The sequence below is a fragment of the Paraburkholderia sp. EG286A genome (assembly GCF_040965375.1).
Lineage (GTDB): Bacteria > Pseudomonadota > Gammaproteobacteria > Burkholderiales > Burkholderiaceae > Paraburkholderia.
The window spans coordinates 726,102-746,882 of sequence record NZ_JBFRCB010000001.1; the positions used below are offsets into that span (position 1 = coordinate 726,102).

At 65.9% G+C, this 20,781-nt stretch carries 20 protein-coding genes; 10 read left to right on the forward strand and 10 right to left on the reverse strand.

All coding sequences use genetic code 11. The annotated features are described in order from the left end of the window. Positions 1-58 precede the first annotated feature (58 nt). From AB4Y35_RS03285 to AB4Y35_RS03300, 4 genes are all read right to left on the reverse strand, one after another. Positions 59-1,039 carry a 3-hydroxyacyl-CoA dehydrogenase gene (locus AB4Y35_RS03285; protein ID WP_368703309.1) on the reverse strand — a complete coding sequence of 327 codons (981 nt, stop codon included), beginning with the start codon at positions 1,037-1,039 and terminating at the stop codon, positions 59-61. A gap of 2 nt (positions 1,040-1,041) precedes the next feature. Then, complete coding sequence (locus tag AB4Y35_RS03290) at positions 1,042-1,743, reverse strand: SDR family oxidoreductase (protein ID WP_368703310.1); 702 nt, start codon at positions 1,741-1,743, stop codon at positions 1,042-1,044. A gap of 45 nt (positions 1,744-1,788) precedes the next feature. Next, positions 1,789-2,841: a cyclase family protein gene (locus tag AB4Y35_RS03295; protein ID WP_368703311.1), complete on the reverse strand. Its 1,053-nt coding sequence runs from the start codon at positions 2,839-2,841 to the stop codon at positions 1,789-1,791. A 73-nt stretch (positions 2,842-2,914) separates the two neighbouring features. Next, positions 2,915-3,658, reverse strand: a complete 744-nt coding sequence (locus tag AB4Y35_RS03300) for an IclR family transcriptional regulator (RefSeq protein ID WP_368703312.1) — start codon at positions 3,656-3,658, stop codon at positions 2,915-2,917. 167 nt (positions 3,659-3,825) lie between these two features. Here AB4Y35_RS03300 and AB4Y35_RS03305 point away from each other — a divergent pair, with 167 nt between their 5' ends. Beyond that, a complete protein-coding gene (locus AB4Y35_RS03305; RefSeq protein ID WP_368703313.1) occupies positions 3,826-4,611 on the forward strand; it encodes a DinB family protein in 786 nt (261 codons plus the stop codon). Here AB4Y35_RS03305 and AB4Y35_RS03310 read toward each other — a convergent pair. Further along, entirely contained in the window at positions 4,608-5,573 is a 966-nt protein-coding gene (locus AB4Y35_RS03310) for a LysR family transcriptional regulator (protein ID WP_069266119.1), read from the reverse strand. The two genes, AB4Y35_RS03305 and AB4Y35_RS03310, sit on opposite strands and share 4 nt — an antisense overlap. 140 nt (positions 5,574-5,713) lie before the next feature. Between AB4Y35_RS03310 and AB4Y35_RS03315 the strand changes: the two genes are divergently transcribed. Then, a complete protein-coding gene (locus AB4Y35_RS03315) occupies positions 5,714-7,999 on the forward strand; it encodes an NADP-dependent malic enzyme (protein ID WP_368703314.1) in 2,286 nt (761 codons plus the stop codon). A gap of 83 nt (positions 8,000-8,082) precedes the next feature. Here AB4Y35_RS03315 and AB4Y35_RS03320 read toward each other — a convergent pair whose 3' ends face one another. Further along, positions 8,083-8,352 (reverse strand): hypothetical protein, encoded by a 270-nt coding sequence (locus AB4Y35_RS03320; protein WP_368703315.1) that lies wholly within the window; start codon positions 8,350-8,352, stop codon positions 8,083-8,085. Between the two features lie 354 nt (positions 8,353-8,706). Between AB4Y35_RS03320 and AB4Y35_RS03325 the strand changes: the two genes are divergently transcribed. Then, positions 8,707-9,060 (forward strand): hypothetical protein, encoded by a 354-nt coding sequence (locus tag AB4Y35_RS03325; RefSeq protein WP_368703316.1) that lies wholly within the window; start codon positions 8,707-8,709, stop codon positions 9,058-9,060. 19 nt (positions 9,061-9,079) lie between these two features. Here AB4Y35_RS03325 and AB4Y35_RS03330 read toward each other — a convergent pair whose 3' ends face one another. The 4 genes from AB4Y35_RS03330 to AB4Y35_RS03345 form a co-directional block, all read right to left on the reverse strand. After that, positions 9,080-9,628, reverse strand: a complete 549-nt coding sequence (locus AB4Y35_RS03330; protein ID WP_368703317.1) for an N-acetyltransferase family protein — start codon at positions 9,626-9,628, stop codon at positions 9,080-9,082. 53 nt (positions 9,629-9,681) lie between these two features. Further along, positions 9,682-10,272: a helix-turn-helix domain-containing protein gene (locus AB4Y35_RS03335; protein WP_368703318.1), complete on the reverse strand. Its 591-nt coding sequence runs from the start codon at positions 10,270-10,272 to the stop codon at positions 9,682-9,684. A gap of 101 nt (positions 10,273-10,373) precedes the next feature. Then, entirely contained in the window at positions 10,374-11,765 is a 1,392-nt protein-coding gene (locus tag AB4Y35_RS03340) for a uracil-xanthine permease family protein (RefSeq protein ID WP_368703319.1), read from the reverse strand. Positions 11,766-11,873: 108 nt separating this feature from the next. Further along, positions 11,874-12,323 (reverse strand): hypothetical protein, encoded by a 450-nt coding sequence (locus AB4Y35_RS03345; protein ID WP_368703320.1) that lies wholly within the window; start codon positions 12,321-12,323, stop codon positions 11,874-11,876. A gap of 71 nt (positions 12,324-12,394) precedes the next feature. Here AB4Y35_RS03345 and AB4Y35_RS03350 point away from each other — a divergent pair, with 71 nt between their 5' ends. The 7 genes from AB4Y35_RS03350 (at position 12,395) to AB4Y35_RS03380 (ending at position 20,768) form a co-directional block, all read left to right on the forward strand. Beyond that, positions 12,395-13,174 carry a DeoR/GlpR family DNA-binding transcription regulator gene (locus AB4Y35_RS03350; RefSeq protein ID WP_254316502.1) on the forward strand — a complete coding sequence of 260 codons (780 nt, stop codon included), beginning with the start codon at positions 12,395-12,397 and terminating at the stop codon, positions 13,172-13,174. A 303-nt stretch (positions 13,175-13,477) separates the two neighbouring features. Further along, complete coding sequence (gene glpD, locus AB4Y35_RS03355; RefSeq protein WP_368703321.1) at positions 13,478-15,028, forward strand: glycerol-3-phosphate dehydrogenase; 1,551 nt, start codon at positions 13,478-13,480, stop codon at positions 15,026-15,028. Positions 15,029-15,120: 92 nt separating this feature from the next. Then, positions 15,121-16,623: a glycerol kinase GlpK gene (gene glpK, locus AB4Y35_RS03360; protein WP_368703322.1), complete on the forward strand. Its 1,503-nt coding sequence runs from the start codon at positions 15,121-15,123 to the stop codon at positions 16,621-16,623. A 113-nt stretch (positions 16,624-16,736) separates the two neighbouring features. After that, positions 16,737-17,453 carry an MIP/aquaporin family protein gene (locus tag AB4Y35_RS03365; RefSeq protein ID WP_028203061.1) on the forward strand — a complete coding sequence of 239 codons (717 nt, stop codon included), beginning with the start codon at positions 16,737-16,739 and terminating at the stop codon, positions 17,451-17,453. Positions 17,454-17,690: 237 nt separating this feature from the next. After that, positions 17,691-18,554 (forward strand): fumarylacetoacetate hydrolase family protein, encoded by an 864-nt coding sequence (locus AB4Y35_RS03370; RefSeq protein ID WP_368703323.1) that lies wholly within the window; start codon positions 17,691-17,693, stop codon positions 18,552-18,554. After that, positions 18,551-19,303 (forward strand): SDR family NAD(P)-dependent oxidoreductase, encoded by a 753-nt coding sequence (locus AB4Y35_RS03375; protein ID WP_368703324.1) that lies wholly within the window; start codon positions 18,551-18,553, stop codon positions 19,301-19,303. The genes AB4Y35_RS03370 and AB4Y35_RS03375 overlap by 4 nt, the downstream gene beginning before the upstream one ends. Before the next feature lie 166 nt (positions 19,304-19,469). Further along, a complete protein-coding gene (locus AB4Y35_RS03380; protein ID WP_368703837.1) occupies positions 19,470-20,768 on the forward strand; it encodes an MFS transporter in 1,299 nt (432 codons plus the stop codon). Positions 20,769-20,781 lie beyond the last annotated feature (13 nt).

Here is a 20,781-nt window from a genome sequence, read left to right on the forward strand (position 1 = left end):
ATCTGAATCGTAATAGTTGTCGGGTCTCTTCGGCTCTCGGCGCGTGCGTTCGACGCGCTTATGAGTCGTCGTGGCTTGGGGTCTTGCGATGGCGGGCGAGATGCATGAGCTGGCGGTCGCGCCAGCCCACACGTTCGTTCCATTGATCGAGCGGCAACGCCGCGCGTCTCGCCGCCTCGACCTGGGCGACGAGTTCGGGCGTCCACGGGTCGTGCTGGCCGCGTTCGGCGCCCATGCGCGCGTACGAGGGGCCCATCTTCTGCGCATGCGAGGCGATGCCGCCGCGCGTGTTCAGATCGACGGTCTCGAACGGGCCGATCACCGACCAGCGCGGGCCGAGGCCTTCGCGCATCACGGTGTCGATGTCTTCCACCGACGCCACGCCGTCGCGCACGAGGCAATACGCTTCGCGCAGCACGGCGCCTTGCAGGCGGTTGAAGATGAAGCCTTCCACTTCGTGCTTCACGCGCACGGGCTTCATGCCCGCTTCGGCGTAGAGCGCGATTGCGCGCGCGGCCGCCGCTTCGGACGTGAACGGTGCGGGCACGACCTCGATCACGGGCACGAGGTAGGGCGGGTTGCCGGGATGGGCGACGAGGCAGCGCGCGCGACCGGGCAGCGTAGCGTCGACGAACTTCGAAGCCGCGAGAAACGACGAAGCGCTCGCGAGGATCGCTTCGGGCGGCGCGGCGCGGTCGAGCTGCGCGAAGAGCTCGCGCTTGAGTTCGGCGCGCTCGGGTGCGCATTCCTGCACGAGATCGGCTTGCGCCACCGCGGCCTCGAGCGTGTCGACGATCGCGACGCGCGCGGCGATTGCCTGCGCGCTTTCGTCGAGCAGGGCGTATTGCGTGAGATCGGCGAGGCGCAGCGCGATCTCTGCAGGCGCGGCGGCGCGGCGTGCCGCGTCGGGATCGTAGAGGCGCACGCGCCAGCCGGCCCGCGCAAAGCAGATCGCGAACGCCACGCCGATGCTACCCGCGCCGACGATGCCGGCGCGTCGCGGTTCGCAGGCTTGCACAGGCGTTTCGGGGGCCGCCATCGTCAGACTCCCGCGACGCCGACGGTCATGCCGCCGCACACGTAGAGCACCTGGCCGGTCACGAAGCCGCTGCGCGCGTCGAGCAGATACGAGGCCGCGTGCGCGACATCGTCGGGCGTGCCTACGCGCTTGACCGGCACGGCATTGATGATCGCTTCGGTGCGCGGCGCGCCGGGCGGATTGGCGCGGTCGAACAGCTCGGTGCGAATCGGGCCCGGGCCAATCGCGTTCGCGGTCACGCCGAATGCGCCGAGTTCGAGCGCCCAGACGCGCGTCATGCCGATCAACGCGGCCTTGGTGGCCGAATAGGCCGTACGCAGCTCTTTGCCGAGCGCGGCGCGCGACGACATGTTGACGATGCGGCCGAAGCCCGCCGCCTTCATGCCGGGCAACAGCGCCTGCATGCACTGCTGCGCGCAGCGCACGTTCAGCGACCATGCGCGTTCGAGTTCTTCGAGCGACTGGTGCTCGGCGTCGTTGGGCACGACCACGCCCACGTTGTTGATGAGGCGCGTGATCGGGCCGCCTTCGAGCGCGCGGGCGAGTGCGGCTGCCGTGGCCTCGATGTCGGAGAGGTCGGCGATGATGCCGTCGCCCACGCGGTCGATCACGACGGCCTCGTAGCCGTCGGCCTCGCAACGCGCGGCGCAGGCGGCGCCGATGCCGGCAGCGCCGCCGGTAATCAAGACTCTTTCTTTAGCCATGTCTTTCTGGAATACGGATAAAACAGAGGATAGCGAAGCAGTTCGTCAAACCGTGGCGACAGGCGTGACGGGCGAGCCCATGGCGCCCGGCAGCCGCAGCGGCGGCGCGGTGAGCATGAAGCGCGAGCGCTGGTGCTCGCGCAGCCACTGGGCGAGATCGCGCAAGTACCAGAGCTCGCCCAGCGGCAGGCCAAGCTTGAACAGGCAGTGGTGATGCAGCGGCATGAGCGGGTGGTCGCCGGGTGCCGCGGGCGCACGCGCGGGATAGCGTTCGACGGCGTAGTTGTCGGCGGCGAGCGCCGCGATGCCCGAATCGGTGATCCATTGCAGCAGGCGCTCGTCGCGCCCGTCGAGTGCGCTGCAGTGGCTCGACAACACGGCTTCGTCGGGCTGGCGGTTCATTTCGAGCACCATCTCCGCGAAGCCGGTGCGCAGCACGAGCATGTCGCCGCGCTCGACTTCCACGCCGTCGGCCTCGATCACGCGCATCAGGTCGTCGTAGCCCACGGTGCGAAAATCACGGCCAAAATGCGCGGCGAAATCGATCAGCACGCCGCGGCCTTGCATGCCCTTCACGGCAAGATGCTCGATGCCGAGCACATCGGCATGGCTATGCTCGCCGCCGCACGCGTGAGGCGCGAAGTTGTCGTCCGCGCGATATTCCATCGGGCCGACCACGTCCACGTTAGCGCGATAGCCGTTGTAGTAGACGCTCTCGGCCACGCCGTCGCCGTTGGCGTCGAAGCGTGCGCCCACGTGCGCGAGCGAATCCCACTGCGTGGAGTACTGGAGCGAGAGCAGCACCTGATCGTCGCTCACCACGTCGGTCGCACCCGCTTCGTTGCGAGCGAACGGGAAGTTCACATAGGGCAGGCCGTCGCGGAAGGTGGGACGCAGCACCGGCGGATGGCGGCGCACGTTGAGCTTGCTGTCGCCGGGAAAGTCGAGCGGCAGCGAAAGGGTGAACGTGAGACCCGCGCGAATTTCCTGCGCGCCTTTGAGCACCTGCTCGGCGCCGATGAGATTGGGGCGCCCCAATTGATCGTCGGGACCGAAGTCGCCCCAGTTCGAGCCTTCCGGCCGGTTGTTCCAACGCATGCTTGACCCTCCACTTCAGGAATTCCGCGCTCCGCGCCTCGCTGCATTCAGCGCCCGAGGCGCCTGACGTGCCTCACGCCGCGAGCAGCGTTGGCGGGATTTGCGCGTACACCTCGAGCAGCGCCTTCACGGCGTTCTGCTCGTTCTTGAGAAGACGCGCCTTGGGCGCGCCGATGACGAGCGCAAACGCCTCGCCATGAATCAGGAAACCGCGCGCGAGGCCGGCTACGTCCTCCACGCTCTCGCCCGTCGAGCGATGCCAGCCGTCCGTCACGCCCTGCTCGACGTCGCGCTCGAACGCACCGCGGTCGATCACCGCGCCGTTGGCCGAGTGCAGCTGCGGCTCGCAACTGTCGAGCAGTTTGCGGCGCGCGGCCGGGGCGAGCGCGCCGAGCAGCGCCTTGCCCGCGGCGCTCGCAATGGTCATGAAGCCGCCCGGCTCGTCGCTGTAGCGGATCTTCTGGCGCGACTCCATGACGTCGAGATAGACCACGCGGTTGCCCGCAAGCGTGGCGAGCGCGGCGGTCTCGCCGGTCGCGTCGCGCAACGCGGAAAGCAGCGGCTGGAACATCAGCGTGAGCGGGTCCTCGCTGCAGATGTCGCGCGCCACGTGCAAGAGACGCTGCGTGGGGTAGTAGCCCGCCTTCACGCCCGGCGCGTACAGATAGCCTTTGGCCACCATCGTCTGCAACAGCGCGTGGCAGCTCGACAGCGGGATCTCGGTTCGACGCGCAATCTCGCTGTAGATCATCGGTTGCCGGACTTCGGCAAAGAGGTTGATCACGTCGAAGACGCGCACTGCAGTTTTCACATCCATGAGAGTATTATCGGCATACCGATAACCAGCTGACAATACGATAACGGGTAAACACCTAAATCGTCGCGACAATCGAGTCCGCGCCCGTTTGCGTTCGAGCACTTGCGTCTTCGCATTTCATAACGTATCGTTTTGATACGTTATGATTCGAGCCGTTAGGAGGCAACGTGCATTCACGCTTCGACCGTTTCAAGGCGACGCCGCTCGCCAGCCAGCTGGAAGCCTTGATCGACGCGCCTGGGCGCTATGTGGAGTACGCGGTGCTGTCGCGCGTCGGCGTGGCGGCGATTGCCGCCGTGGCCGAGGAAATCGCGCAGAAGTTTCCGGAAATCGGCGCAGACACCACGGCGCGCCAGTACTGCGGCGCGCTGGTGGCCGAGGTGATGCGCCGCCACGGCCACGAAGTCGCGCAGGCGCGCGGCCGTGTGAGCGGGGCGCTGTTCAGCTATGGCGCGGTGTTCAGCGCGCAGCCGGTCGTCTTGCCGTTCGACGCGGTGATCGAAGCGCTCGCAACCATGCCGGAACGCTTCGAGGCGCTCGTCGAGCGCGTGCCTATGGGTCTATGGGCGCGCCGGCCGGGCGGCACGGGCTTCTCGTTGCTCGAACACGCATGCCATTTGCGCGATCTCGACGCCGTTTTCGCCGAGCGCTTCAGCGTCGTACGCAAGGCTCAGCTGCCGGAAATCGCATCGGTGAACGGCACGGCGATCGCGGAAGAACGCGAATACATGAAGCAGGATCTCGTCGCCGCAATGGGCGAATTCAGCGAGGGGCGGCGCCGTCTATGCGCCTCGCTCAAACGCCTCACGCCCGAGCAGCGCTTGCGCTGCGGGCTGCGCGACGGCGTACGGCGCATGACGCTGGAAGAACTCGTGCGCGAGCTGCTCGACCACGACCGCACGCACGGTCTGGAGCTGGAAGAGCTCGAAGGCGAGCTGCAGGAAGCCGCTTAACCCCGCGCCTTCTCCGCCTCCTGATACAGCTCGCGCAGCGACTGCCCGAAAGTGGCGTCGACGTCGCGCAGCACGCCTGCGCGCGTGAACATCGCCACCGGCGGCAGCGTCCAGTCGAGCGTGTACGGCACGATCGCCACGCCCGCGAAGTGCACGAGTTCCTCGGCAATATCGGCGGGCACGATCGACACGGCGTTCTCGTTCGTGCTGATCATCTCGCCGATCAGCCGCGACGTGTAGCTCTCCACGATCGGCACGGGCGGCGCCACGCCCGCATGCAGGAAGAGGTCGGAAATCTGCTCGCGGATAGGCGTGTGCGGCGCGCCCAGGATCCAGTCCAGTTCGACCAGCTTTTCCCAGTCGAGCTTGCCGCGCGCGAGCCGCGCCGCGAGCCGGCGGCTGGCAATGAGCCGCGGCTTTTGCTGATGCAGCACCTCGAAGCGCAACTGCGAGACGTCGACAGCCGAAGACGCGCGCCCGATCACGATATCGAGCGTATGGTCGCGCAGCTGCGGCAGGAGCGCGTCGCTCGTGCCTTCGTGAATCGTCATGGTGACGCGTTGCGGCAGCCGCGACTGCGTGAGGCGAATGGCGGCGGCGAGCGTGCGTCCCGAGATGAACGGAATCACGCCCACGTGCACGCGCGTGGCGTGGCCGGCCACCACGGCTTCGATGTCGCGCGCGAGGTGGTCGAGGTCGTGCAGCATGGCCTGGGCGCGTGCGAGCACCACGTTGCCGAGCGCCGTGGGCGTCATGCCGCGCGGCGTACGGTCAAACAGCGGCGCGCCGAACATGCTCTCCATTTCAGCCAGCGCGTTGGTGACGGCGGGCTGGCTCGTCGCCATGTGTTCCGCCACGCGCGTGAGCGAGCCGTGCTGGCGGATCTGCAGGAGCAGGACCAGATGGCGCATTTTCAGGCGCGTATTCAACCGCCTCGTCACGTCGTCAATGCTGAAAGACACGATTCCCCAGGGTATTACCAAAAAATGATGGCCCCATACTAAATCAAAATGGACACGTTATGAGGGCTCTCTAGAATCGCCTCATTCGAACACGACCGCCGCGCCTTCCGTGCGCGGGGCACACCACCAGAGTGAGGAACATGAACAAGACCGATCGTCAGGCCGCCCTCGAATATCACGAATTCCCCACCCCGGGCAAGATTTCGGTGACGGCCAGCAAGCCGCTCGTCACCCAGCGCGACCTCGCGCTCGCCTATACGCCGGGTGTGGCCGTGGCCTGCGAGGAGATCGTCGACAATCCGCAGAACTCGTTCCGCTACACGGCGCGCGGCAATCTGGTGGGCGTGATCACGAACGGTACGGCCGTGCTCGGTCTCGGCAACATCGGTGCGCTGGCCTCCAAGCCGGTCATGGAAGGCAAGGCGGTGCTCTTCAAGAAGTTCGCCGGCATCGACGTGTTCGACATCGAAATCACCGAAAGCGACCCGGACAAGCTCGTGGACATCATCGCGAGCCTCGAAGCCACCTTCGGCGGCATCAATCTGGAAGACATCAAGGCTCCCGACTGCTTCACGGTCGAGCGCAAGCTGCGCGAGCGCATGAAGATTCCGGTCTTCCACGACGATCAGCACGGCACCGCCATCACCGTTTCGGCCGCGTTCATGAACGGCCTGAAGGTGATCGGCAAGGACATTTCGAAGGTCAAGGTCGTGACCTCGGGCGCGGGCGCAGCGGCGCTGGCCTGTCTGGACCTCATGGTGGATCTGGGCCTGCCGCTCAAGAACATCTGGGTGACCGACATCGACGGCGTGGTCTACCAGGGCCGCACGACGCTCATGGACCCGGACAAGGAACGCTTCGCGCAGGACACCTCGGCGCGCTCGCTTGCCGACGTGATCGAAGGCGCGGACGTGTTCCTCGGCCTGTCGGCCGGCGGCGTGCTCAAGGCCGAAATGGTCAAGAAGATGGCGGACAAGCCGCTGATTCTCGCGCTCGCCAACCCCACGCCGGAAATCTTCCCCGAGGTCGCGCTCGAAGCGCGCCCGGACGCGGTGCTCGCCACGGGCCGTTCGGACTTCCCGAACCAGGTCAACAACGTGCTGTGCTTCCCGTACATCTTCCGCGGCGCACTCGATGTCGGTGCAACGACCATCACGCGCAACATGGAAATCGCGGCGGTGCACGCCATCGCCAAGCTCGCGGAAGAAGAGCTGAACGATTCGGTGGCGGCCGCCTACGGCGCCTATGATCTGCGCTTCGGCCCGAAGTACCTGATTCCGAAGCCGTTCGACTCGCGCCTGATCGTGCGTATCGCCCCGGCCGTCGCGAAGGCGGCGATGGAAGACGGCGTGGCCACGCGCCCGATCGACGACTTCGGCGCGTACACGAACGAGCTGCAGCAGTTCGTGTATCACTCGGGCGCGTTCATGAAGCCGATTTTCGCGGCCGCGAAGCAGTTCGTGCGTGACGGCGGCAAGTCGCGCATCGTGTTCGCCGAAGGCGAGGAAGAGCGCGTGCTGCGCGCCGTGCAGGTGATCGTCGACGAGAAGCTCGCGCGTCCGATCCTGATCGGCCGTCCGGAAGTGCTGCTCGCCCGCATCGAGAAGTTCGGCCTGCGCCTGAAGCTCGGCGAAGACGTGGAAGTCACGAACCCCGAGTACGACGAGCGCTTCCACCAGTACTGGACGACCTATTGGGAACTGCGTTGCCGCGACGGCATTTCGAAGGAAATGGCGCGCGTGGAAATGCGCCGCCGCCTCACGCTGATCGGCGCAATGATGGTGCGCCTGGGCGACGCGGACGGCATGGTGTGCGGCACGGTGGGCGCGTATCACGACCACCTGCGCTTCGTCGACGAGGTGATCGGCAAGCAGCGCAACGCGAATACGTATGCGGCGATGAACATCCTGCTGCTCGACAAGCGCACCGTTGCGATCGTCGACACGCACGTGAACGACAACCCGAACGCCGAGCAGATCGCCGAGTTCACGCTGGCCGCGGCACGCCAGATGGAATGGCTGAATCTGCAGCCGAAGGTCGCGCTGCTCTCGCGTTCGAACTTCGGCTCGGGCAGCTCGGCTTCGGGCACGAAGATGCGCGAAGTGCTCAAGCTCGTGACGGAAACGAATCCCGATCTGGAAATCGACGGGGAAATGCACGGCGACTGCGCGCTGGACGAGGCCCTGCGCCTGCGTATCCTGCCGCATTCGAAGCTCAAGGGCGCGGCGAACCTGCTCGTGTGCCCGAACGTGGACTCGGGCAACATCGCCTACAACCTGCTCAAGACGGGGGCGGGCAGCAACGTGGCGGTCGGCCCGTTCCTGCTGGGCGTGAACGCGCCGGTGAACGTGCTGACGTCGAGCTCGACGGTGCGACGCATCATCAACATGGCCGCATTGACCGTGTTGCAGGCGAACCGCGACTGAGTGCAGGCACAGGACGCACGCAGTGCGTCCCGATGAAAAACGCGCGATGGCTTCTGGCTGTCGCGCGTTTTTTCTTTGGCGGGTCAGGGCGCCGTTGCGGCGAGCTGTTCGTCGATCAGGCGGCGGGCCTCACTGTAGCCGCCCATCAGGGCGTCGATATCGGAGTGGAAGGGCAGCCCGGCGGCGTTGTCGATTTTCAGGGGCGAGGGCGAGGCGGGCTTGTCGAGTGCCGTGATACTTACCACCGCTGCATAGCGAGGCCGTTCGATTTCCAGGCGCTCGAGCGGGACCGTGCCATTTGCTTCGACGCCAACGCGGATTGCGTAGCCGCGATATTCATAGGTGCGATTCATGACTGCATTGCCGTACGGATTACAACCTGCAAGGGTACGGCGTGCGAGCTTAAGTCAACCTTAGGTAAGCACTGAATGAACCGGAAGAGACCTTTCTGCGTTGCGCACGAATCGAGGCAAGACGAAAGGCGCTGAAAGGCGTTGGTCGGTAAGGTGCGCAAAGAATTATCGTCCGACGATAAAAGCGTTATCGCAGGCGCCTTTCCTTAAGGTTCTCTTCAGCTTGGGGCAGGCACGATCCCATGATCGCTGCCCAGCTTCGCGCGTTGCCATGCGTATGACATTCGCGAGGCGTAGGGTGTAACCAGCCAGACTCGATATCGTTGTCCGCGCAACTTTCTGGAGTGCAGCCCCATGAAGCCGCCGACCGATCGCCTGCACGCCTACCTGTTCGTCGCTTCACTTTCGGCGATCCTCATTCAGGTCGCCGTGTTCATTTCCATTCTCCTGCTGCACGTGCCGGAACGCGCCTTCGAGTCGTCGCCGTTTCGCGTCGCCGTGGTCGCGGCCATAGGCGGCGTGCTGCTCGTCGTGCGCCGGCAGGCGCGGCGCGCCACGCGCGAGGCCGAGTTCCGCAACCGCAGTCAGGCGAAGCTGCGTGCCACGCGCGCGGCGTGCGCCTCGAAGCGCGCGGCCCGTGCGCCGCTGCGCGCGCGCCATATCCGCAACGCCATGATGGCGGCTGCGCACCGCTCCAGCGCACGTTGAGGCACCGGGCGCGCCAGCGTCAGCCGTCCACCGGCGGGGCGGGCATCTCCAGATTGAGCTGGTAGAACGCGGCATCGAGCCAGCGTCCGAACTTGAATCCTGCTTCCTTGATCGTGCCCGAGTGCGTGAAGCCCAGCTTGTCGTGCAGCGCGATGCTGCCGGCATTGGTGGCGTCGATGCAGCCGACGATCACGTGAATCTGTTCCTCACGGGCGCGGCGGATCAACTCGAGCAGCAGGCGCTCGCCGAGGCCACGGCCGCGCTGGTCGCGGTGCACGTACACGCTGTGCTCGACCGTGTACTTGTTGGCGGGAAACGCGCGAAACGTACCCCAGCTCGCGAAGCCGAGCAGCGTGCCGGCTTCGTCTACGGCGCCCACCACCGGAAAACCGTTCGCGCGCTTGGTGCCGAACCACGTGACCATCGCTTCGGGCGGACGCGGTTTGTAGTCGTACAGCGCGGTCGAATTGACGATCGCGTCGTTGAGGATCTCGAGAATCGCCGAGGCGTGGTCCGTTTCGTTGCAATCGATGAAGCGTACGCCATCGCTGCGTGAGTTCGAATTCATGGGGAATCCTCTTTAAATGTATAGGGTGAAAGATCGCGGCGTATGACGCGGGTTCAAAGACCGCTTGCGTCGCAAATGGCGACGACGTAGCGCGCGGCCTGCGAGCCCGGATTGCTGAAGATGAGCGGCTGATCGAGCCGCATGGCGAGGCAATCGCCCGCGTGAAGCGCATGCCGGTCAGTGCCCAGTTCCACGTCGATCCGTCCTTCCATCACCCAGACCTGCTGGTGAATCACATTCTCGCGGCTGCCCGTTTCGTAGGCTACGCGCGCGCCGGCCGGGAAATCCACTTCGACCAGCTGGATCGGCGAGGGCCAGTTGGGCGGCGAGACGCTCCGGCGCGTATAGCCCGACTGCGGGTCGCGCCACTGTGCCTGCTGTGCGCGGCGCACCAGCGGCTCGGCGGGCGTGCTCTCGCCGCTGGCGCCGAACAGGCTCGCCATCGAGACCGACAGCCCCGCCGCGAGCTTTTCGAGCACTACGGCCGTGGGGCTGGCGGCGCCGCGCTCGATCATCGAGATCATCGAACGGCTCACGCCGCTGCGCGTGGCCAGCGCGTCGAGCGTGAGGCCGCGCGTGGCGCGCAGGTCGCGCACGCAGCGGGCAATGCGCTCGTTGATGCCGGCGTCGGTCGGGGTATCCATGGGGTTTGTTTCCAAGATGATGGAGACATTATCCAGTAAATTGGAAATCGCGGTCAATAAAAAGCGTGCGGCCCAGTATCAGGGCCACACGCTCGGCAGGGTTATGCCTTTTCCGGCAGGAACCAGTTCATCACAAGCGCGCAGATGCCGCCCGTTGCGACGCCCGACTCCAGCACGTTCTTGAGCGCGTGCGGCAGGCTGGTCAGAATCTCCGGCACCTGCGAGACGCCGAGGCCCAGCGCGAGCGACACCGCGATGATGAGCAGGGCGCGGCGGTCGAGGCGCGTGCCCGCGAGAATGTTGATGCCCGAAGCGGCCACCGCGCCGAACATCACCATGGCCGCGCCGCCCAGCACGGGTTCAGGTACGGCCTGCAGCACGCCGGCCACGGGCGGGAAGAGGCCCAGCACGACGAGCATGCCCGCGATCCAGAGGCCGACGTGGCGGCTGGCAATGCCGGTGAGCTGGATGACGCCGTTGTTCTGCGCGAACACGGAGCTGGGAAACGTGTTGAAGAAGCCCGCGAGCAGCGAGTTGAAGCCGTTCACGAGCACGCCGCCCTTGATGCGCCGCATCCACACGGGGCCTTCCACCGGCTCCTTCGACACCTTGCTGGTGGCGGTGACGTCGCCGATCGCTTCGAGCGAGGTCACGAGGTAGATGATCAGCATGGGCACGAACAGCGACCACGAGAAGCCCAGGCCGAAATGCAGCGGGGTCGGAATCTGGAACAGCGCGGCTTCGCGCGCGCCGGTGAAGTCGAGCCGGCCCATTGCGCCCGCAACGATGTAGCCGATGGCGAGGGCGATGACGAGCGCCGTGCTGCGCACCCAGACGACGGGCACACGGTTGAGCACGATGATGGTGCCGAGCACGAGGCCCGAGAGCGTGAGGTTCTGGATGCTCGCGAAGTTGCCCTTGGCGATGGCGCCATAGCCGCCGCCCATGCTGATCAGGCCGACCTTGATGAGCGTGAGGCCGATCAGCAGCACGACGATGCCGGTGACGAGCGGGGTGATGAGCCGCTTGATGAAGGGCAGGATGCGCGACACGGCCATTTCGACGAACGAACCCGCAATGACGACGCCGAAGATGGCGGCCATCACGGTTTCGACGGCCGTGCCCTGCTTGACCATCAGGCTGCCGCCCGCGATGAGCGGGCCGACGAAGTTGAAGCTCGTGCCCTGCACGATGAGCAGGCCCGCGCCGAGCGGCCCGACGCGCTTGCACTGCAGGAACGTGGCGATGCCGGAAATCACCAGCGACATCGAGACGATCAGCGTGGTGTCGCGGCTGGAGACGCCCAGCGCCTGGCAGATCAGGAGCCCAGGCGTCACGATCGGCACAAGGATCGCGAGCAGATGCTGGAGCGCGGCCACGAAGGCGATGGTGGGCGCGGGGCGGTCGTTGGGGCCGTAGACGAGGTCGTGGGTGAGTTCGGTGTCGTGCGCGTCGCGGGTAGCGGCGGGCGAGGTCGATGGAGCGGAGTGCATCGGGCGCGGCGGGTGAAAAGGGAAAGCGCAGCATTTTAACGGAAGCTCCGGGGGAACCCTGGGCGCGCCTGCTTCAGGGCGCGCCCAGTAGCCCATGCTCGCGTCCCGCTACTTGCCGTTGCGCTCCCGCGCCTGCTCGGCGAGCGCCTTGTAGTCGTAGGTCGGATAGAACTCCGTGCGATAGCCGCCCCACGCGGTCTGCTCGATCGCGCGGTTCACCTCGCGCAGCCGGTCGGCGGGCACGCGCAGCGTCACGACCTGGCCGATCCCCATCATCACGTACCACGAGACCACTTCGATGCCGGGCGGCGGAAAGGCCTTGTAGAAGCCCTGTTCCGCGAGCTGCTGATTGATCTTCGGCAGCGGCTTCGACTCGTCGTGCTTCAGGAAGATCGTCAGGAGGAAGGTGCCGTCGCCGGCGGGCGTGGCGGGGGCAGCGGGTGCAGCAGGGGGCGTAGCGCCGGAGTTCGTTTGCGCGGCGACGGGCAGCGGGGCCCACAGCGGGGCCAGCATGGCGGTCACGGCGGCGCCTGCTATCCATTTGCGTACGGCATGCATCGGCTTTCTCCTGATTCGGGTGGGCAAGCCCTTACAATAGGTCGGTCCTCACTTGCCTGCCAAACGAGCCAATGACACGAGATCCTCGCCTCACCCTGAACGCGCGCCAGCAGGAAATGCTCGAATGGGTGCAACGCGACGGCTTCGTCACGGTCGACGATCTCGCCTCGCATTTCGACGTCACGCCGCAAACCATCCGCCGCGACGTGAACTGGCTCGCCGACATGAATCTGCTGCGCCGCTATCACGGCGGCGCGAGCCTGCCCACGAGTTCGGAGAACGTCTCGTACAGCGCGCGGCAGCACATGTTCCATGATGAGAAGCGCCGCATCGCGGCGCTGGCGGCCCAGCACATTCCCGATCAGGCCTCGCTCTTCATCAACCTCGGCACCACGACCGAGGAAGTCGCGCGCGCGCTCAATCATCATCAGGGCCTGCGCGTCGTCACGAACAACCTCAACGTGGCGAGCGTGATGAGCGGCTACCCCGACTGCGAAGTGATGATCACGGGCGGCGTCGTGCGGCCCTGGGACAAAGGCATCGTCGGCGAGCACACCATCGACTTCATCCGCCAGTTCAAGGTGGATTACGCGATCATCGGCACCTCGGCCATCGAGACCGACGGCACGCTGCGCGACTTCGACACGCGCGAAGTCCGCGTGGCGCAGGCCATCATCGAGCATGCGCGCACGGTCTATCTCGTAGCCGACCATTCGAAGGTCGGCCGCCCGGCGCTCGTGCGCCAGGGGCATCTGAGCCAGATTCATGCGCTCTTCACCGACCAGCCGCTGCCCGAGGAAATGAACGAGGCGGTGCTCGCAGCAGGCACGCAGGTTCACGTCGCCGCGTAAGCCGCGGGATTCTCGTCCGCGCTTTTTTCGGACGCGTCGTCCGCGCGTTTTCTCCGTCTTCGATCTGAAATCCGGCGCGTTTCGCGAGTGGGCGGGGTGTTGCCCATCGGGCGCGCGTGCAAACGCGCAAGGCCCCGTTTTCATTCGCGCCTGACGACCGTTCGATACTGTTCGGTGCATGTTCGTTTACGCACTGCTTTCGGTCAATTTCCCGTAAAACGAACCTTTACTTTTTCGTTCATGTTCGATAAATTTCGAATTCGAACATTTCGAGGTTCGTTTTTCTTTCAGGGACACAGCAGGGTGACTCAACAGAACCGGTACGATCTGCTCGTCGTGGGCGGCGGGATCAACGGCGCGGGCATCGCGCGCGACGCGGCCGGCCGCGGGTTGTCGGTGCTCCTTTGCGAGCAGGACGATCTCGCCTCGCATACCTCGTCGTCCAGCACCAAGCTGATTCACGGCGGCCTGCGCTATCTCGAGTACAAGGAATTCGGGCTCGTGCGCAAGGCGCTGCAGGAGCGCGAAACGCTGCTGCGCGCCGCGCCCCACATCATGTGGCCGCTGCGTTTCGTCATGCCGCACATGCCGAATCTGCGGCCCGCCTGGCTCATTCGCATGGGCCTGTTTCTCTACGACCATCTCGCGAAGCGCGAATTGCTGCCGGGCTCGCGCGGCATCGACATGCGCCGCCATGCGGCCGGTGAGCCGCTCATCGACTCGATCCAGCGCGGCTTCGTGTATTCGGACGGCTGGGTCGACGACGCGCGCCTCGTCGTGCTCAACGCGCTCGACGCGCAAGAGCGCGGCGCGCAAATCCTCACGCGCACGAAGCTCGTTTCCGCCGTGCGCACGAACGCCACGAACGGCACGGATAGCGAATGGCAGGCGCTGCTGCGCCGCCCGGACGGCAGTACCTTCGACGTGCGCGCCCGCGCCATCGCCAACGCGGCCGGGCCGTGGGTGGGCGAAGTGCTCCACGGTGCGCTCGGGCGCGGCGCGCAACACAGCGTGCGGCTCGTGAAGGGCAGCCATATCGTCACGAAGCGCCTGTTCGAGCACGACCACGCGTACATCTTTCAGAACCCGGACAAGCGCATCATCTTCGCGATTCCGTACGAGCACGACTTCACGCTCATCGGCACGACCGACGTGGAGTATCACAACGACCCCGCGAAGGTCTCGATCGACGGCGACGAAACGCGCTATCTGTGCGAGTCGATCAACCGCTATTTCAAGCGCAAGATCTCGCCGGCCGACGTGCAATGGACCTACTCGGGCGTGCGTCCGCTGCTCGAGGAAGAGGGCGCGGAGAATGCGTCCGCCGTCACGCGCGACTACAAGCTCGAACTCGACGAAACCGCTGGCGCGCCGCTGCTTTCGGTGTTCGGCGGCAAGATCACGACCTTCCGCAAGCTCGCGGAAGAGGCTTCGGACATGCTGTGCCGCGTGCTCGATCACGCTGCGCCTTCGTGGACGGCGGGCGTGCCGCTGCCTGGCGGCGATATCGCGAACGCGCGTTTCGAGCCCTTCGCGCAGGACTTCGCCAGACGCCATGCGTGGCTGCCCGCCGCGCTGGCGCGGCGCTACGCACGCGCATACGGAACGTGCGCCGAGCGGCTCCTCGACAACGCGCAATCGCTCGCGGACCTCGGTGCCGAAGTCGCGCCGGGCATTTACGAAGCTGAATTGCGCTACCTGCGCAACGCCGAATGGGCCACGCGCGCCGACGACGTGTTGTGGCGCCGCTCGAAGCTGGGCCTCCATGTCGCGCCGGGCACGCTCAACGGCGTGGCCGCCGCAATCGATCACTGGTTTGCCGCAACAAGCGCGACGGCGACCGCGCAGCACTGAAGTTCGCCGGCAGCACGCAAGGTAGGTCACGCACCCCCACGCGCCGTCCCCGCGGCGCGTCATCACAACTAGTACAGACGGAGATGAGAGACATGCAGGAACAGTACATTCTTGCGCTCGACCAGGGCACCACGAGTTCGCGCGCCATGCTTTTCGACCGCCAGGGCAACATCGTTTCGGTTGCCCAGAAGGAGTTCGAACAGATTTATCCGCAGCCGGGCTGGGTCGAGCACGATCCGCAGGAAATCTGGTCGACCCAGGCGGGCGTTGCCGCCGAGGCCGTGACGCGCGCCGGCATGAACGGCACCAACATCGCCGCGATCGGCATTACGAACCAGCGCGAGACGACGATCGTCTGGGACCGCGAGACGGGCCATCCGGTCTATAACGCCATCGTGTGGCAGGACCGTCGCACGGCCGACTTCTGCGACTCGCTCAAGGCGCGCGGCCTCGAAGAGAAAGTGCGTGCGAAAACAGGTCTGCCGATCGATTCGTACTTCTCGGCAACCAAGATTCGCTGGATTCTCGACAACGTGCCCGGCGCACGCGAAAAAGCGCGTCAAGGCAAGCTCGCGTTCGGCACCGTGGACAGCTGGCTCGTGTGGAACTTCACGAAGCACGAACTGCACGTGACCGACGTGACGAATGCGTCGCGCACCATGCTCTTCAATATTCACACGCGCCAATGGGACGACGAGCTGCTCGACGCGCTCGAAATTCCGCGCAGCATGCTGCCCGAAGTCCGTTCGTCATCCGAAGTGTATGGTCCGACCAGGACCACGGTGTTCGCCTCGAAGATTCCGCTCGCCGGCATCGCAGGCGACCAGCAGGCCGCGATGTTCGGCCAGATGTGCACGAGCACGGGCATGGTGAAAAACACCTACGGCACGGGCTGCTTCCTGATGATGAACACGGGCACGAAGCCCATCGAGTCGAAGAACAACCTCGTCACGACGATCGCATGGCAAATCGGCGACGAAGTCAACTATGCGCTCGAAGGCAGCATCTTCATCGCCGGCGCCGTGGTGCAGTGGCTGCGCGACGGCATGGGCATCATCAAGAGCGCGCCGGAAATCGAAGCGCTCGCCGCAAGCGTGCCGCATACGGACGGCGTGTACCTCGTGCCGGCGTTCGCTGGCCTCGGCGCGCCGCACTGGAACGCGCACGCACGCGGCACGCTGTTCGGCGTGACGCGCGGCACGACCTCGGCGCATCTCGCGCGCGCGGCGCTCGATTCGATCGCGTACCAGTCGCTCGACGTGCTGGCGGCCATGGAAGCCGATTCGGGCATCAGCGTGGGCGAGCTGCGCGTGGACGGCGGCGCGAGCGCGAACAATCTGCTCATGCAGTTCCAGGCGGATCTGCTCGGCGTGGATGCGGTGCGCCCGAAGATCACCGAAACCACGGCGCTCGGCGCGGCCTACCTCGCCGGCCTCGCGACCGGCTACTGGCAGAACGTGGGCGAATTGCAGAGCCAGTGGAAGCTCGACCGCCGTTTCGCGCCGTCGATGCAGGGTGCGCAGGTGGACGCCTGTCGTGCGGGCTGGCAGCGTGCGGTGCGCGCGGCCAAGGCCTGGGCGGACGACTCGCACTGAGCAGCGCAGTCAGTTTTACAACCTACAAGCATAACTAATTAACATAACCCGCAGCGGGATCGCATGCGCTTCGTGCGCATGCACCGCGCGGGCAGAGAGAGACTACGACAATCATGTCACCCTATATTGCGGAATTCATCGGCACGGCCATTCTCGTGCTGCTCGGTAACGGTGCCGTTGCAAACGTGCTGCTGGCAAAAACGAAGGGCAAGGGCGCCGACCTCATCGTCATCGTGATGGGCTGGGCCATGGCCGTGTTCGTGGCGGTCTACGTGACCGCTTCGTTCAGCGGCGCGCACCTCAACCCGATCGTCACGATCAGCCTCGCGCTCGCGGGCAAGTTCGCGTGGTCGAAGGTCGGCGGCTATATTGCGGCGCAGATGCTTGGCGGCATGGCGGGCGCGCTGCTCGTGTGGCTTGCCTATCGACAGCACTTCGCGAACGAAGCCGACCCGGATATCAAGCTCGCGGTGTTCTGTACGGCGCCCGCCATTCGCAGCAAGCGCCACAACGTGTTGACGGAAGCGATCTGCACCTTCGTGCTGATCCTCGGCGTGCTCTATCTGGCTTCGCCGCAGGTGGGACTCGGCGCACTCGACGCGCTGCCCGTGGGCCTGCTCGTGCTCGGCATCGGCATTTCGCTCGGCGGCCCGACCGGCTACGCGATGAGCCCGGCACGCGATCTCTCGCCGCGCATCATGCACGCGCTGCTGCCGATTCCGGGCAAGCGCGACAGCGACTGGCGCTATGCGTGGATTCCGGTGTTCGGGCCGCTGGCCGGCGGTGCCGCGGCGGCCGGTCTCTATCACTACCTGCACGCCATGCACTGACTGCGCTGACCGAGTTGCCCCGTAACGCGCCTGCGCGACAGGCGCGTTGCAGTGCACCAAGCCCGCGTACGCCCCGGCGTTCGCGGGCTTTTGTTTTTCTGCGTACCCACGACGCATCACGCGACAAAGGGCGCGATCCGGTTTCGCTATCGCCTCATGCGGCTTTCGGATTGTTCGGCTATCGCGGCACCCCTATATTGGCTGTCAACGATCCATTCCAATATCAGGAGACGCCGCATGAAGCTGGTCCGCTGGGGCAGTAAGGGAGCTGAAAAGCCGGGTGTGATCGATAACGAGGGGCGCGTGCGCGATCTCTCCGGCGTCACGCCGGACGTGGCGGGCACGGGCCTCGGCGCGGCCGCGCTGCGCCAACTCGCCGGCTGCGATCTCGCTGCCTTGCCGCTCGTTCCCGCCAACACGCGCCTCGGCCCCTGCGTGGGCGGCGTCGGCAAGATCGTCTGCGTGGGCCTCAATTATTCCGACCACGCCGCCGAATCGAACATGCCCGTGCCCACCGAGCCCGTGCTCTTCCTCAAGGCAACGAGTTCCATCACCGGCCCCAACGACGACGTGCTGATTCCCCCGGGCGCGACGAAGGTCGACTGGGAAGTCGAGCTGGGCGTCGTGATCGGCGAAGCAGCGCGCAACGTGCCGCGCGAGCGCGCGCTCGATCATGTGGCCGGTTATTGCGTGGTCAACGACGTTTCCGAGCGCGCGTGGCAGATCGAGCGCGGCGGCCAGTGGGACAAGGGCAAGGGCTACGACACCTTCGCGCCGCTCGGCCCCTGGCTCGTCACGCGCGACGAAGTCGCCGACCCGCAGGCGCTCGACATGTGGCTCGAAGTCGACGGCAAGCGGTACCAGAACGGCAACACGCGCACGATGATCTTCGACGTGGCGACGCTCGTTTCCTATATCAGCCAGTTCATGAGCCTGCAGCCCGGCGACGTGATCTCGACGGGCACGCCGCCCGGCGTCGGCATGGGGCAGAAGCCGGAGCCGATCTATTTGCGCGCGGGACAGACCATGCGGCTGGGCGTGAGCGGCCTGGGCGAACAACAGCAACGCCTCGTGGCGGAACAAGGAGGGCAGGCGCAATGAATCAACTGGATCTGAACAATCGCGTGATGGTCGTGACGGGCGGCGCGCGCGGTCTGGGTTATGCCGTGGCGCAACGCGCACTGCGTTCGGGCGCGTCGGTCGCGCTCTGGGACATCGACGCCGAACGGCTCGAACGCGCGCGCGCCGAATTGTCGGAACTGGGCAACGTCTCGGTGGTGACGGTGGAACTGACCGACGAAGCGTCGGTCGAGGCCGCCGCACAGCAAACCGTGAAAACGCACGGCGCGATTCACGCGCTCGTGAACAGCGCGGGCATCACGGGCGGCAATGGCCTCACGTGGGAACTGCCCGTGGACGTGTGGCGCCGCGTGATCGAAGTGAACCTGATCGGCAGCTATCTCACCTGCCGCGCCGTGGTGCCGCGCATGATCGAGCAGGGCTATGGGCGCATCGTCAATATCGCCTCCGTGGCCGGCAAGGAAGGCAATCCGAACGCTTCGCACTACAGCGCATCGAAGGCCGGGCTCATCGGACTGACCAAGTCGCTCGGCAAGGAACTGGCCACGAAGGGCGTGCTCGTCAATGCGGTGACGCCGGCGGCGGCCAAGACCGAGATTTTCGATTCGATGTCGCAGCAGCATATCGACTACATGCTCGCGAAGATCCCGATGAACCGCTTCCTCATGCCGGACGAGGCGGCTTCGATGATCGTGTGGCTCACGACGGAAGACTGCGCGTTCAGCACCGGCTCGGTGTTCGATCTTTCGGGCGGGCGCGCGACTTACTGAAGCGGGAAGCAGGACCCGCGCGCATCGGCCGGATAACGCGCGGGATCACGATAACGGCGCGGTGGTAATAGAAGAGCGCCGACAGGAGACATCGATGTCGATCGAGGCACCTACCCTGGCACCCAAGCTGGCAACTACGCTGGCAGAAGCCGCGGGCCGCAAGGCCATGCGCCGCCTTTTGCCTTTCCTGCTCTTGATGTATGTGCTCGCGTTTCTCGACCGCGCGAACATCGGCTTCGCGCAAAAAGCGCTGTTGCACGATACGGGTCTTTCGGACGCGGCATTCGCGTTCGGCGCGGGCGTGTTCTTCGTCGGCTACGCGCTCTTCGAAGTGCCGAGCAATCTCGCGCTGCACCGCGTGGGCGCGCGGATCTGGATGTGCCGCATCATGGTCACGTGGGGTTTGATCTCCGCGGCGATGGCGTGGGTGCAGTCGCCCACTTCGTTCTATGTACTGCGCTTCCTGCTGGGCGTGGCCGAAGCGGGTTTCTTCCCCGGCATCATCTATTACCTCACGCAGTGGTTTCCGCAGTCCTCGCGGGCGCGCGCCATCGGCCTGTTCTATTTCGGCGCGCCGCTGGCGTTCATCTTCGGCGGACCGTTGTCGGGGCTTCTGCTCGAGATGCACGGCACCTTTGGGCTCGCGGGCTGGAAGTGGCTCTTTCTCGTGGAAGGCGGCCTGGCCTCGGCCGTGGGCGTGTGGGCCTTCTGGTATCTCGTCGACAAGCCCGCGGACGCGCGCTGGCTCTCCGCCGACGAGCGCCGTGCGCTTACGGGCGCGATCCAGCTCGACGCCCGTGAAGCCGCCGCACACGGTCCGCGCGATGCGCTCGCCGCGCTGTTCGACCGCCGCGTGCTCGCCTATGCCGGCATCTATGCGCTGATCCAGATGAGCGTGTACGGCGTGATCTTCTTTCTGCCGCAACAGGTGGCCTCGCTCGTGGGCGCCTCCGTGGGCTTCAAGGTGGGCCTGCTCGCGGCTGTGCCCTGGCTGTGCGCCGTGGCGCTCACGTGGATCGTGCCACGCCGTGCGGACCGTCTCGGAGGCCATCGTGCATGGGCTGCGCGTCTGCTCATGATGTCGGGTGTCGGCATTGCCGTGTCGGGCCTGGCGGGAGGCCTTGGCGGCACCGCGGGCGCAATCGTCGCGATGCTCGGCCTGTGCTGCGCGGCGAGCGGCTTCATCGCGGCGCAGCCGCTCTTCTGGACCTTCCCGGCGCGCGATCTCGCGGGCGCGGCCTCGGCCAGCGGCATCGCGCTCATCAATTCGCTCGGCGGTCTGGGCGGCTTCATCGCGCCGATGCTGCGCGCCGCCGCCGATCGACACTTTGCTTCCCACGCGGCGGGCCTCGAACTGCTCGGTCTTGCGAGTATTGCCGCCGCGCTGCTCATTCTTGTCGTCGCGCCGCGCGCCGTTGCGCCGGCGGCTCGCTCGTTCGAGCCGCCCGTGCGGCGCGCGCGCTAATCCTTTACCCAGG

Bases quoted from the DNA above. Each gene is read 5' to 3' on its own strand.
- AB4Y35_RS03285 (WP_368703309.1), bottom strand. From the start codon at position 1,039: ATGGCGGCCCCCGAAACGCCTGTGCAAGCCTGCGAACCGCGACGCGCC.
- AB4Y35_RS03290 (WP_368703310.1), bottom strand. From the start codon at position 1,743: ATGGCTAAAGAAAGAGTCTTGATTACCGGCGGCGCTGCCGGCATCGGC.
- AB4Y35_RS03295 (WP_368703311.1), bottom strand. From the start codon at position 2,841: ATGCGTTGGAACAACCGGCCGGAAGGCTCGAACTGGGGCGACTTCGGT.
- AB4Y35_RS03300 (WP_368703312.1), bottom strand. From the start codon at position 3,658: ATGGATGTGAAAACTGCAGTGCGCGTCTTCGACGTGATCAACCTCTTT.
- AB4Y35_RS03315 (WP_368703314.1), top strand. From the start codon at position 5,714: ATGAACAAGACCGATCGTCAGGCCGCCCTCGAATATCACGAATTCCCC.
- AB4Y35_RS03320 (WP_368703315.1), bottom strand. From the start codon at position 8,352: ATGAATCGCACCTATGAATATCGCGGCTACGCAATCCGCGTTGGCGTC.
- AB4Y35_RS03325 (WP_368703316.1), top strand. From the start codon at position 8,707: ATGAAGCCGCCGACCGATCGCCTGCACGCCTACCTGTTCGTCGCTTCA.
- AB4Y35_RS03330 (WP_368703317.1), bottom strand. From the start codon at position 9,628: ATGAATTCGAACTCACGCAGCGATGGCGTACGCTTCATCGATTGCAAC.
- AB4Y35_RS03335 (WP_368703318.1), bottom strand. From the start codon at position 10,272: ATGGATACCCCGACCGACGCCGGCATCAACGAGCGCATTGCCCGCTGC.
- AB4Y35_RS03340 (WP_368703319.1), bottom strand. From the start codon at position 11,765: ATGCACTCCGCTCCATCGACCTCGCCCGCCGCTACCCGCGACGCGCAC.
- AB4Y35_RS03345 (WP_368703320.1), bottom strand. From the start codon at position 12,323: ATGCATGCCGTACGCAAATGGATAGCAGGCGCCGCCGTGACCGCCATG.
- AB4Y35_RS03350 (WP_254316502.1), top strand. From the start codon at position 12,395: ATGACACGAGATCCTCGCCTCACCCTGAACGCGCGCCAGCAGGAAATG.
- glpK (WP_368703322.1), top strand. From the start codon at position 15,121: ATGCAGGAACAGTACATTCTTGCGCTCGACCAGGGCACCACGAGTTCG.
- AB4Y35_RS03365 (WP_028203061.1), top strand. From the start codon at position 16,737: ATGTCACCCTATATTGCGGAATTCATCGGCACGGCCATTCTCGTGCTG.
- AB4Y35_RS03370 (WP_368703323.1), top strand. From the start codon at position 17,691: ATGAAGCTGGTCCGCTGGGGCAGTAAGGGAGCTGAAAAGCCGGGTGTG.
- AB4Y35_RS03375 (WP_368703324.1), top strand. From the start codon at position 18,551: ATGAATCAACTGGATCTGAACAATCGCGTGATGGTCGTGACGGGCGGC.
- AB4Y35_RS03380 (WP_368703837.1), top strand. From the start codon at position 19,470: ATGCGCCGCCTTTTGCCTTTCCTGCTCTTGATGTATGTGCTCGCGTTT.